Here is an 11,666-nt window from a genome sequence, read left to right on the forward strand (position 1 = left end):
AGGTTTGATATGAACAATGATTTATCCGGCGAAGAAACGCTAATCCAAGAGCTATCGTACTGCGGTCCTCTTCTGAAAACACTTCTGGACAACACAAACGATGGCATTGCCCTCCTCAACAAAAACCGTGAAATGGTTATATCTAATGCAAAACTGAGAGAAATTGCTGGGAATAAAGATGTATCAGAGATCAAAGGCCTTCTGCCGGGTGAGATCTTCCAGTGTGTTGCCCTTGAGGACGAATCCCATGTTTGCGGAAGAACCGAGTTCTGCACACAATGCGGAGCAAACAGAGCCATAAGGAACAGTCTTACTGGAAATGAAGACGAGCAGGCGTGCAGCATCCTTAAGAAAAACGGCGATGCGCTGGAGCTGATGGTCAAAACAGCCCCTATAAAACTGAACGGACAATACTATATTCTTGCCGTTATCCGTGACGAAAGCAGAGAGAGCAGACGAAGGATGCTTGAGAGACTTTTCTTTCATGATATCAACAACATCCTTTCCGGATTCCAGACAATTGTAGACATGCTCGGCGATGACTGCACTGCGGAGGAAGCCTCCGAACTTCTTCAGCTGCTAGGCAGAACATCGAACTCGTTTATCGATGAGATCAACTCCCAAAAACTGCTCTCAGATGCAGAGAATGGCGAGCTGACTACCCATAAAGAGGAATTTTCATCACTATCAACGCTTAATAACGCTGCCACCTTCTATGAGAAACTTGGCGTTGCCAAGGACAGAAACATACGAGTCTCCATCGACGGCGATGATTTCAAGATCGTTTCCGACAGAACCCTCGTTAACCGTGTTCTCGGCAATATGATCAAAAACGCACTAGAGGCTACCCATAAAGGTGGAACCGTAACCCTAAGCTCAAGCCAAAAGAACGGCAAAGGTATTTTCTCTGTCCACAATCCCGGATTCATGCGCAAAGAGGTACAGCTCCAGATCTTCAAACGCTCATTCTCAACAAAAGGAATCGGCAGAGGGCTTGGCACATACAGCATTAAGCTTCTCACAGAAAGGTATCTTAAGGGCTCGGCCTCATTCAGCACAGACGAGCAATCAGGGACCGTATTCTCCATAGAACTCCCCTTATACTGAATTGAGAGGCACAATCAGTTTTTTTTCTCGTCATTTTTGTTATACTTTTTACGAATCTGCCGATTTTGAAAAAGGCTGTACCTATACCAAATATAAACGTTCTACACAAATAAGGGGTGTACCTATGCGTATCAAAGGGTTGTTACTCGCCGCAATGGCTTTCTTCGTCATATCATGCGGTTCCGGTTCCGAGGTTGAAAACAAACAGACAGAAACAGGTGGAAGCGCTGCTCTTAATGAGATTCAGTATATGTTCGAGGACGGGATATACAAGCCCCTCGGAACTCTTGAGGACGACGGTGACGGGATACCGCTTGCAACAGCTGAGCTGGATCAACAGGAACCGGTTACTCTATACATTGAAAGCCATAAGCTCTGGTTTGTGGTATGGGAGGACTGGAGAAACGAAACAACCACCGGCTCGGATCTCTACGGAAAGTTTGTAACTTCCAGCGGAACAACATGCGGAAATGAGTTCATCATATCAGGCTCACCCGGACTTCAGACAGCACCCGATATAGCGTACAGGCCCTCAAGTAGTTCTATTATCGTCTCGTGGCAGGATTCAAGGGGGGATGACGACAGCGGATACGTATATTACAAGACCATAGATATACCAGCCGGCTATCCCGACACCTGCGATGAAAGCACGCTCACCCACGGGAATGAGAAAGAAGTAGGCTTCACACCCCTAACCCAAAATCTCCAGCTAGTTGCCACAGACGGACTAATCCTGAGAGAAAAGCCCTCTATTTCGTACAACAAGAACAAAGACACCCTTGTGATGGTATGGATCGAGAAGAGAAACACTCCCCATTACCTCCAATATGATGCCTTCGACAACGATACGGTTATCTACCCCTTCAACAGCGGAAGAAACAAGTATGTCGGCTACGTATCCGTTGATGCAACAGACCTGGATCTGGGCGGTGCAGGCGTTATTCCCGGTAGCAATATTATACACAGCTCAAACCCCCAGATAAACGATGGAACAACATCACTAAGGGTCTATTACAGGCTCATGGGCTGGGACCCCGAACTCATTCATTTCGAAGAGTTTGTTGACCTTAACAACCCTGATATAGACTGCGACGACTCAACAGGTGAATGTACAGCGGTATTCGAAGCTAAGCGACTCGCCCACATACTCCAGTGCGACTTTAACAGCGGCCTTATATCCTGCTCATTCAGCGAGGACTCTGAGGTTAACCAGGATGTGAAAACACATATCTACTCACTCACAATGAATGAGTTCCTCTCCTCTGCAAAGACAAGTGAGAGGATAGACCACACCTTCGAAGGTGGCGTTTATAATTACACCACCACAGAGGCATACTACCCCAGCATCATGTTCGACAGTATCTCAAACCGCCACCTCGTGGCATGGGAAGATGCCAGAGATGACGACAATACCAAGATATACGGTCAGCTCCTTTACAGCACAGGAGGACTCTACAACCACAACATTCAGATCGGGGTAGACCCCGGTGACTCAACCCATAAACAGACCAACCCCGTTGTAACCTTCGACCCTGTAAACCAGCGCTACTTCGTTTCATGGCAGGATGCACGTACTGGTGAGAACTCCATAGAAAACATCGATGTTTACGGACAGTTCCTCGACTACGACGGCTCACTCAGGGGTGACAACTTCCCCATAGCAACTGCACAGTTCAACCAGTACAGCCCCTCCGTTGCGTTCAATACGTCCAACAGTCAGTACCTCTCAGTCTGGAAGGATGCAAGGAGCCTCGACAATAACACATGCGGAGCTGGCGAAGACGAACCCTGCGGTTCTGACATCTTCGGAATCCGCTTCACCCTAGGCCAGCCCCAGTTAAAGCTCATAAACCCCGATAATGGAAGTGACCTCAACCCTGCACTCCTTAACTTCGGAACAACCGCCACAGGCGAAACCGTAACTAAATCCTTCACCATCAAGAACAGCGGTGACGACATGCTCGAGATAAAGTGCTTCCAGGAGCTGGACTCACCCTTCGAGTATAAGAACATACCCGAACAGCTTGTTTCCTGCGACTCAGGCTCCCTCGAGATTGTCCCCTCATCCTCGCAGAGCTTTAACGTAGACTTCAAGCCTACGACAAACGGAACATTCAACTCACAATTCACCATATACTCAAACGCCGGATACAAAGATATATACGTTTCCGGTTCTGCGCTTACCGCAGATATGAGCATAACCGAAGGTGACAATGCAACGGACGGTACCCTTAACTTCGATAACGTTACCGTGGGCCAGGGGAACACACTCACATTCACCATCAGAAACACCGGCTCTGTGGACTACACCATAGACTCCATAACAGGCGTTGCCTCACCCTTCACACTCAATCAGGCGGCATCACTCCCTATAACCCTTGCCGCAACCCAGAGCCAGCAGTTCAGCGTCACGTTCGTCCCCACTGCGGCTGTAAACTACACGAACAAGATCAATATCAACACCAGCCTGGTCGGAACATCAGGAACTCTCACACTCAAGGGAACAGGTATCGAGGAAGATACCACCGGAGACGGCGGTGATAACGATACCGACACTGGCGGAGACGGTGACGGCGGTGATACCGGCGGAGATGGTGATACCGGAACAACAACGGATACCGAGCCACAGGGTGGATGCTCCGCAGGTAGCGGCAGCAACTGGCTTATCGCACTCCTCGCACTGGCAGGAATGCTCAAGCTCGCCAGAAGAAGGGAAGCCTAAAAGTTAGACCATAATTCGTTATATAGTGTTATCAGAGCCCCCTCAATTGAGGGGGCTCTTTCTTTATTTATCTACGTAATTTCCCAGATTAATTAAAAAAACATCGCAGGGAACTTTTTGGGAACAAAGTTCCCCGCACCCCTCAAAAACTCACCTTAATCTATCTGAATAATTTCCCATCCATGGAAATTATTCTGCCGTTCGAAGAAAGAGGCTTCCTTCTCACTTACGCAAGCGAGCTTTCATCCATGAAAGCTTATGCTAATCACTCAAATAAAGATAATCATCAATGTTGATACACAACAGGCTTCCAAGGATGGAAGCCCTGAAGTGAGGAATATGAAGCTATGCTTCATATTCTGTAACGGAAGTAAGCGGAGCGAAGGCTTTGCCAAGCGTAGCGGCAATGGAATTTCCATGGATGGAAAATTCCATAGATTAAATCAGACCAATTACGACGCAGATCGTTATAAGGCATGCTGTCACGTGCCCGATGCGAGCAAAACAACGTGCCCCGTGTGAACCTGTTTTGCCAGTAATCATAACTCACGACACTAAGATATTGTGACCACGTCCCTTTCTTTTCTTCCCCCGAATGTTTTTAAGCCGAGCAAGTGCTTACTTTTCCGCCAGGAATATTTCCCGCACGATAACCATTGCTGAATGTATGAATAATGGCTTCGGTTATCTGTGATAAGTTAATAACCTCCTCAGAATCAGGAAATATTCAGGAAAAGGGAGTACGAAGCGAGGGAACCGTTATCAGTTATCAGTATTTTATTTAAATGCTGATAACAATGACGGATTAAAAACCCTGAGGGAATAATTTTGCATACTTTTGCGCCAAAAGTATGGCGTGCTTTAGCACGAAACACATAAATTAGTGACTAATTTCTAATTTAAGTATGAAAGCAAAAGATCGCAGGGAACTTTTTAGGGAACAAAGTTCCCCGCACCCCTCAAAAACCCACCTTAATCTATCTGAATAATTTCCCGTCCATGAAAAATATTCTGCCGTTCGAAGAAAGAGACTTCCTTCTCACTTACGCAAGCGAGCTTTCGTCCATGAAATTTTATACTAATCATGCAAATAAGGTTGATACGCAACAGGCTTCCATGGATGGAAGCCCTGAAGTGAGGAATATGAAGCTATGCTTCATATTCTGTAACGGAAGTAAGCGGAGCGAAGGCTTTGCCAAGCGAAGCGGCAATGGAATTTCCATGGATGGAAAATTCCATAGATAAAATCAGACCAAGGTAAATTCCATAAATAGATTATCCCTGCACTTTCCCTTGTATGCATTCCCATGATCCTTTATAAATTCATTACCTCAAAATTTAATTCATGGGAGGATTATTATGGATATTTTCAAGGAATCGCTAAACTACATGCCCGGCGGTGTAAACAGTCCGGTGCGGGCTTTCGGCTCAGTAGGGGGCGACCCTGTGGTTATAGAGAGTGCGAAGGGCTCTAAGGTATACGATGTTGATGGTCAGGAGTACATCGATTATGTAAGCTCATGGGGGCCCATGATCCTTGGCCATCGTGACGAGGATGTCTACAAAGCCATCGTGGAAACCGCAGACAAAGGCTCAAGCTTCGGCACACCCACAAAGCAGGAGCTTGATATGGCAAGGATGATAACAGAGATGGTTCCCGGCGTCGACATGGTACGCCTCGTAAGCTCCGGCACAGAGGCACTCATGAGTGCCATACGTCTTGCCAGGGCATATACCAAGCGTGACAAGATCATCAAGTTCGAAGGCTGCTACCACGGCCACTCCGACAGCCTGCTTGTTAAAGCGGGAAGCGGTGCGCTCACATTCAACCAGCCCAGCAGCCCCGGTGTACCCGAGGATTTCGCAAAACATACACTTATTGCCCAGTACAACGACCTCGCCACCGTGCGTGACCTATTCAAGGAGAACAAGGACGAGATCGCATGCGTACTTGTGGAACCTGTTGCAGGCAACATGGGGCTCGTACTCCCCGAGAAAGGTTTCCTTGAAGGACTTCGTGAACTTTGTGATGAAAACGGCGCAACACTTCTCTTCGACGAGGTTATCACCGGTTTTCGCCTCAGCTCCGGCGGCGCACAGAAGTATTACGGCGTAACTCCCGACATCACAACAATGGGTAAGATCATCGGCGGCGGTCTTCCTGTTGGTGCTTACGGTGCAAAAAAGGAACTCATGGAGATGGTTTCACCCACTGGCCCCGTATATCAGGCTGGAACCCTCGCCGGAAACCCCCTTGCCTGTGCTGCTGGTATCGCAACGCTTAAAAAGCTTAACCAGCCCGGCTTCTATGAAAATCTTAAGTCAAAGGCTGATATACTCTGGAACGGCATGCGTGAAAACAGCGAAAAGCTTGGCCTTAAATACGCATTCAACAGCATAGAATCACTCGGTTGCCTCTTCTTCGTTGAGGGTGGTGTTCACGCTTTCAGTGACGCTGTAAAGACCGATACAGACAAGTACGCCAAGTTTTTCCACGCCATGCTTAAGAGGGGAATCGCCCTCGCCCCCGCACAGTTTGAGTGCATGTTTGTTTCTGCGGCTCACAGTGAAGCGGATATCGAAAAAACACTGGCTGCACATTACGACAGCCTCAAAGAGATTGGATGAAACTTGTAATTATCGTTTTGAACAAGACAGAACTTCTTGAAGAAGTTATCGAATATTTCGTGGAATCCGGCGTTAAGGGTGGTACAGTCGTGGACTCGGTGGGGATGGGAAAGATCTTCGCCTACGACATACCGATCTTCGCCGGCTTCCGTGATCTTATGGTGGGCACGAGAGCTAACAATAAGACTATCCTCACCACCATAGACGATGCCCTTGCGGAGGACTTCATGGAGGGGCTCGACAGGATCATCCATTTCGACGAGCCCGGAACAGGGGTAGCCTTCCTTCAGGATATCCATAAAACCTACGGACTTTCAGGGAGATAAACAGGAATGCTGAATAAGGATAAAGAGAGCAAAACCAAGAAGGCGGACAAGCTTCTGCACGCCAGTTCAATTGGAATGTCCTTTGTTTTCAGTATAGTTATAGGAACGGGGATGGGAGTCTGGCTGGACAGCACCTTCGGTACAAAACCGTATCTTACTCTGATATTCATGGTTTTAGGTATCGCCGCAGGATTCAAAAATATGTTTTATTTCATGCGCAAGGCTGGGCTGTTCGATGAAGACAGCGAATAAAATTTTCATTATATCGTTGATCTTTTTTCTTATATTGTATACAGTATGCAGGTTCAAGCTGGGAATAGAATTAGCAACCGGGGTTCTATACGGCTACATATTGGCTGTATTGAACTTTTACGCCCTCGCCCGCAAAGTCACTGGAATGCTTGAAGGGGGTTCCTTCGGGTTTGCAGTCCTGAACTCTCAAATCAGGCTGCTTATCACTGGCGCAATCCTCTGGGCTGCCATTGAATTTTACGGTGCGAACGTGGTCGGACTGCTCGTTGGGCTCTCCATAATACCCATTAGTATACCGGCGGTTGTGTTATATAAAAGCTTTCGGGAGAACGACTAATGCAACACCCACTTAACATTTCCATGTTGCTGCCCATGGGTATATCGCATACCTATTGGCATGTCATCATGACCTTTATCGTACTTTTACTAACTCTCCTTCTCGGAACCATGGCCATGCGTGCCAGTAGTGAGGTTCCCGGAAGAGGCCAGAATGTCTTTGAACTGCTGGTCGGCGGTGTTTACAACATGGGTGTGGACATCATGGGAGAAGAGGGAAGGCCCTACGTACCCCTCATTTTCGGAATCGGAGTATACGTCCTATTTTCAAACTGGATGGGACTCGTACCCGGATTCCTTGCCCCCACGTCAAACCTTAACACCACCATTGCACCTGCCGTTGTGGTTTTTCTTACCTATCAGTTCATCGGCTTCAGAAAACACGGTGCGGGCTATATCAAGCATTTCATGGGCCCTGTGGCTCTGCTTGCGCCCCTTATGTTCGTTATCGAGGTTATCGGCCACCTTGCTAGGCCCCTTTCGCTCTCCATGCGTCTCTTCGGTAACATCTTCGGTGAGGATCTGGTAATCATCATCCTTTTCATGCTGGTTCCCTACATTGTACCTCTGCCGATGTTTTTTCTCGGTCTTTTCACAGGCGCCCTTCAGGCGTATGTGTTTATGATGCTCTCAATGATCTATATCAGTGGTGCACTTGAAGAAGCACACTAGGATAAACATAACCAGGAGGAACACCAAATGTCCAAAGCAGTAAGAATCGTACTTAACGTAGTAGCAGTAATGGCTCTTTTCTCAGTGAGCGCTTTCGCAGCAGAGAACGGCGGCGAAACCTACAAGTGGGCTCACTACATCGCAGCAGGCTTCGGTATGGGTATCGCAGCATTCGGTACCGGTATGGGACAGGGTAAAGCTATCAGCAGCGCAGTTGAAGGTATTTCCAGAAACCCTAGCGCTTCCGGTAAAATCTCCACTACCATGATTATCGGTCTTGCACTTATCGAGTCACTCGCTATCTACGCCCTCGTTGTAGCACTTATCCTGCTCTTCGTGGTTTAATCAAGGCTTTAATCAGGGGCTTCCCAGCGGGGAGCCCCTTTGTTTGTTATTTTCTAGGAGGCTGTTATGTGGCGGAAACTAAAGGAATTCAGCCGTAAGGATCCTCTCATATTTGTTCTGGCTATTGTTTTTATTGTAACTGCCGGAGCTGTGGGCGGAGTGCAGATAATGCATATGACCAGTACGGCAAAGTTCTGTAGAACTTGTCATCCCGAGGAACATGTTGGAGTCTTGGGCGAATACTACACTTGGGATAAGAACATCCACAGCAAGGTTGATGTAAGCTGCCTTGACTGTCACGGCGAACCCGGAGTAATGGGTTACCTTTACGCACACGTTGTTGCAGGCACAAAAAGCCTGGTTTATGAGGTTTTCGCTTCAGAGGAAACGAAGATCGAAATGCTCACCCATGCTGCCAGCGATCCCCATGCAGCGGAGCATGCCGCACCTGATGAGACCTGTCTCTTCTGTCATACGGATAAATACAATGAAAAATTCCGCAGAGAGAACATCATGTCCATCGGTGCACACTTCAGACATATCGATGAAGTTTACAACCCCGATTACAGAGAATCCTACGGTATGCCCGACATACTCTCCGACGGCGTGACCGGCGGTGTCGAGCCTAACCATAAAGTACATACAGAAGATGCCGGCCTTGTCTGTGCAGAATGCCACCTCGGCGTTGCACACGGCGGCGAACTCTACAATCGTCCCGAAATGGACACATGTTTCGAGTGCCACGATGAGGTCCGGGCGGAGTATGAAACCATACCTGCAAACGAAGACTGTGCCGCGTGCCACACCATGAACGAAGAGGTTCAGAACGGGACACTTGTTGAGGGCGTGGAAGAGCTTCCCTGGTATATGGCAAGCCTTGAATGCGGTGACTGCCACATGGATGCCTACACTCCCCCCAACTCCGACGGATGTATAAACTGTCACGGAGATGCCTTCTACGGCCAGATGCTCTTCGATATCCAAAAGGACTATGAAGAGAAGCTTAAAGCTCTTAACAAGAGATACAAGCCCCTCTTTGAGCAGAGAGAGCATATGGAGCCCGGCAGAATGGCTATATTTAACGAATACAACGATATCGTGAAGATCCTTCAGAGAGAAGGTTCCAAGGGTGTACATAACCCAGAGTACTTCGACATGCTCTTCGAAAAAGCCGCAGAGCTTGAGGAAGAGATCCACAACTGGACAGTTCCCGTTGAGGACAAACTTCTTCCCCATGCTGATCAGCAGGCTATGCACGAAGAAGAGGAGAAGGAGGAGGAGCCCGCAGGACCGATCAACTCTCCCGAGCACATGGAGATTGTGGAGGCTGTGGACACCATAAATCTTGCCGAAAGATACGTTGCAGACCCCTCAAAGCCAGCTGTTATATTCCAGCACAAGATGCACGCAGAGAACCTTGCATGTACCGAGTGCCACGCCGAGCCTGAAATGGGCACACTCAAGGTAGAGATTGGAGAGGTTAAGGGGATGAAGAACGCATTCCACGATAAACTCTGCATCGACTGCCACAAGGAAAGAAGAGTGAGCAGATCCTGCAACACATGCCACGCTAAATAACTTTCTTTAACAATTAATAACTTAAGGGCGGCTCATTAAGAGCCGCCTTTTTTTTGTTTATAATCGGTAAAAATCATTACGTTTACCCATCTGCTCAATATATTATGCCTTAGAAATAATGAGTTACAGGTGTACTATAATTCGCTCTAAAGCGAGTGTTCTTAACCTTGGTTTAACTTGCCACATATTCGATTAAATGATAGATTAAATGATAATTTTTGAATATAGGGGTTCTGAATGGGATTTTTCAGCGGTAGAAATAACGATGAAAGGGATGTACTGAGAGATATTATCAGAGAAGAGCTTGAGAAGGGCTTTTTCATTACCGATGATAATGTGGAGAAGACAATAAATGAAGGCTCTGCAAAGGAGCTTGCAGGTCTTTTCAGGGATATTAAGCAATCCGAGGCAGATTTCTTTAAAGCCCCCCTCAACGACTTCCCTTCGGCTGTTTTTGCCGTTAACCCGAAGAGGCGGTTTCTTTACTACAACAATGTACTCCTTGACATGATAGGTTGGTCCGCCTCTGAGGTAGAACAAGTGGAAGGGCCGGCGGATGCTGGTCGCATGTTCTCACCAAACGACCCTACAGACTGTCAGGTCTGCAAAACTGTTAAGTATTTTGAGGATGAAGGACATTCCGGTTCAAAGGAAGCACAGGTAACCAGCAGAAACGGTCATGTGATACCCGTGTTTGTAACTGTAGTACCCATATTCAAAAACGGACAGCTCTCCCACACCTTTGGCTTTGTACAGAGTCGTGAGGAGGAGTTTGAGCGCAGGCGTGAATACATGATGCAGGAGTCTGCCCCCATAATCGCAGCCCTTGAACAGATCGCAAACAGGAACATCACCGAAGAGCTCCACCTTAGTGAAGACAGCGAGCTGAAACAGCTTGAGGAGCCGGTTAATCAGATAGTGCACAACCTGAACGAAATACTTTCTGCAATCAATGAATCCTCCGCCTCCGCCTCCGATCTCTCCTCAAAGATAAACAGTGATGTGGACATAATGACAATGTGGCATGAGAACGACTTCGTATCGGGTCTCGGCTCCCTTGAGGAGATAAGCAACGCTCTGGAATCCTCCTCTGCTGAGATTGAGGGGATCGTCGGGCTTATCAAGGATATAGCTGATCAAACTAATCTGCTTGCGCTAAACGCCTCCATCGAGGCTGCAAGGGCTGGTGAGATGGGAAGGGGCTTTGCTGTGGTTGCAGACGAGGTAAGGAAACTCGCCGAGCGTAGTCAGGCATCCACGAGCGAGATATCCGACATCATCTCAAGCATAAGAGGGAAGGCGATTACCATGGTGGAGAACGTGGAGAACTCCAAGGAGCAGGGTGAGAAGCTCAAGGACTACTTCGACAGCATCCAGGGGAACTGCCGGAATATCGATGAGGCAACCTCAAAGCTGAACTCCTACCTTGAGGAATTCAGCTTCTAAGGTATTTACAGACCTGCAAAAAGCGGTGCAAGAGCGAGAACAGCAAAGCCGGAGACGATGAGCCAGAAAGAGTTCAGAGATACTCCGGATATGCTCACTATATTAAATTCCATAAGTAGCCCGAGAACCCCAAGAAAGGTTCCTAGAAGCCATGTGATAAACTTAGGTGCGGTAAGTTTCATTATCTCCCCCCGTATTTTTTAGCGCCCTATTCTATTCGGCTTAAGGGGCTCTTTCAACAGTTTTAAAACAGA

Annotated in this window: 12 protein-coding genes and 2 pseudogenes; 13 read left to right on the plus strand and 1 reads right to left on the minus strand. The window is 47.7% G+C overall.

What is annotated here, in order from left to right:
• Window positions 1-9: 9 nt before the first annotated feature.
• From K300_RS0107265 to K300_RS17165, 13 genes and pseudogenes are all read left to right on the plus strand, one after another.
• Complete coding sequence (locus K300_RS0107265) at window positions 10-1,107, plus strand: sensor histidine kinase (protein ID WP_022851007.1); 1,098 nt, start codon at window positions 10-12, stop codon at window positions 1,105-1,107.
• Between the two features lie 124 nt (window positions 1,108-1,231).
• Entirely contained in the window at window positions 1,232-3,829 is a 2,598-nt protein-coding gene (locus K300_RS0107270; RefSeq protein WP_022851008.1) for a choice-of-anchor D domain-containing protein, read from the plus strand.
• 258 nt (window positions 3,830-4,087) lie between these two features.
• The gene (locus tag K300_RS16715; protein WP_162139866.1) at window positions 4,088-4,351 is read left to right on the plus strand and encodes a hypothetical protein; all 264 of its coding nucleotides are present in this window, start codon (window positions 4,088-4,090) and stop codon (window positions 4,349-4,351) included.
• A 543-nt stretch (window positions 4,352-4,894) separates the two neighbouring features.
• Complete coding sequence (locus K300_RS16820) at window positions 4,895-5,074, plus strand: hypothetical protein (RefSeq protein ID WP_162139867.1); 180 nt, start codon at window positions 4,895-4,897, stop codon at window positions 5,072-5,074.
• Window positions 5,075-5,188: 114 nt separating this feature from the next.
• Window positions 5,189-6,457 (plus strand): glutamate-1-semialdehyde 2,1-aminomutase, encoded by a 1,269-nt coding sequence (hemL, locus tag K300_RS0107275; protein ID WP_022851009.1) that lies wholly within the window; start codon window positions 5,189-5,191, stop codon window positions 6,455-6,457.
• Window positions 6,454-6,783 (plus strand): P-II family nitrogen regulator, encoded by a 330-nt coding sequence (locus K300_RS0107280; RefSeq protein ID WP_022851010.1) that lies wholly within the window; start codon window positions 6,454-6,456, stop codon window positions 6,781-6,783. Before hemL ends, K300_RS0107280 begins: the two co-directional genes overlap by 4 nt.
• A 6-nt stretch (window positions 6,784-6,789) precedes the next feature.
• A complete protein-coding gene (locus K300_RS0107285) occupies window positions 6,790-7,035 on the plus strand; it encodes an AtpZ/AtpI family protein (RefSeq protein ID WP_022851011.1) in 246 nt (81 codons plus the stop codon).
• The gene (locus K300_RS0107290) at window positions 7,019-7,372 is read left to right on the plus strand and encodes an ATP synthase subunit I (protein WP_022851012.1); all 354 of its coding nucleotides are present in this window, start codon (window positions 7,019-7,021) and stop codon (window positions 7,370-7,372) included. The genes K300_RS0107285 and K300_RS0107290 overlap by 17 nt, the downstream gene beginning before the upstream one ends.
• Entirely contained in the window at window positions 7,372-8,043 is a 672-nt protein-coding gene (gene atpB / locus K300_RS0107295; protein WP_022851013.1) for a F0F1 ATP synthase subunit A, read from the plus strand. Before K300_RS0107290 ends, atpB begins: the two co-directional genes overlap by 1 nt.
• Window positions 8,044-8,070: 27 nt before the next feature.
• The gene (atpE, locus tag K300_RS0107300; RefSeq protein ID WP_022851014.1) at window positions 8,071-8,388 is read left to right on the plus strand and encodes an ATP synthase F0 subunit C; all 318 of its coding nucleotides are present in this window, start codon (window positions 8,071-8,073) and stop codon (window positions 8,386-8,388) included.
• A 66-nt stretch (window positions 8,389-8,454) separates the two neighbouring features.
• Window positions 8,455-9,966: a cytochrome c3 family protein gene (locus tag K300_RS0107305; protein ID WP_022851015.1), complete on the plus strand. Its 1,512-nt coding sequence runs from the start codon at window positions 8,455-8,457 to the stop codon at window positions 9,964-9,966.
• Window positions 9,967-10,203: 237 nt separating this feature from the next.
• Window positions 10,204-10,710: pseudogene (locus K300_RS17160) on the plus strand (PAS domain S-box protein); the annotation flags it as partial.
• 372 nt (window positions 10,711-11,082) lie between these two features.
• Window positions 11,083-11,412 (plus strand): annotated as a pseudogene (locus K300_RS17165) (methyl-accepting chemotaxis protein); the annotation flags it as partial.
• Between the two features lie 5 nt (window positions 11,413-11,417).
• Here K300_RS17165 and K300_RS16720 read toward each other — a convergent pair.
• The gene (locus K300_RS16720; protein ID WP_022851017.1) at window positions 11,418-11,594 is read right to left on the minus strand and encodes a hypothetical protein; all 177 of its coding nucleotides are present in this window, start codon (window positions 11,592-11,594) and stop codon (window positions 11,418-11,420) included.
• Between the last annotated feature and the right edge of the window lie 72 nt (window positions 11,595-11,666).

It is taken from the genome of Limisalsivibrio acetivorans (assembly GCF_000421105.1).
Lineage (GTDB): Bacteria > Chrysiogenota > Deferribacteres > Deferribacterales > Geovibrionaceae > Limisalsivibrio > Limisalsivibrio acetivorans.

Coding starts and splice junctions, on each gene's coding strand:
- atpE (WP_022851014.1), top strand. CDS start 8,071: ATGTCCAAAGCAGTAAGAATCGTACTTAACGTAGTAGCAGTAATGGCT.
- K300_RS0107270 (WP_022851008.1), top strand. CDS start 1,232: ATGCGTATCAAAGGGTTGTTACTCGCCGCAATGGCTTTCTTCGTCATA.
- K300_RS0107290 (WP_022851012.1), top strand. CDS start 7,019: ATGAAGACAGCGAATAAAATTTTCATTATATCGTTGATCTTTTTTCTT.
- K300_RS0107285 (WP_022851011.1), top strand. CDS start 6,790: ATGCTGAATAAGGATAAAGAGAGCAAAACCAAGAAGGCGGACAAGCTT.
- K300_RS16715 (WP_162139866.1), top strand. CDS start 4,088: ATGCTAATCACTCAAATAAAGATAATCATCAATGTTGATACACAACAG.
- K300_RS16720 (WP_022851017.1), bottom strand. CDS start 11,594: ATGAAACTTACCGCACCTAAGTTTATCACATGGCTTCTAGGAACCTTT.
- K300_RS16820 (WP_162139867.1), top strand. CDS start 4,895: ATGAAATTTTATACTAATCATGCAAATAAGGTTGATACGCAACAGGCT.
- hemL (WP_022851009.1), top strand. CDS start 5,189: ATGGATATTTTCAAGGAATCGCTAAACTACATGCCCGGCGGTGTAAAC.
- K300_RS0107265 (WP_022851007.1), top strand. CDS start 10: ATGAACAATGATTTATCCGGCGAAGAAACGCTAATCCAAGAGCTATCG.
- K300_RS0107280 (WP_022851010.1), top strand. CDS start 6,454: ATGAAACTTGTAATTATCGTTTTGAACAAGACAGAACTTCTTGAAGAA.
- atpB (WP_022851013.1), top strand. CDS start 7,372: ATGCAACACCCACTTAACATTTCCATGTTGCTGCCCATGGGTATATCG.
- K300_RS0107305 (WP_022851015.1), top strand. CDS start 8,455: ATGTGGCGGAAACTAAAGGAATTCAGCCGTAAGGATCCTCTCATATTT.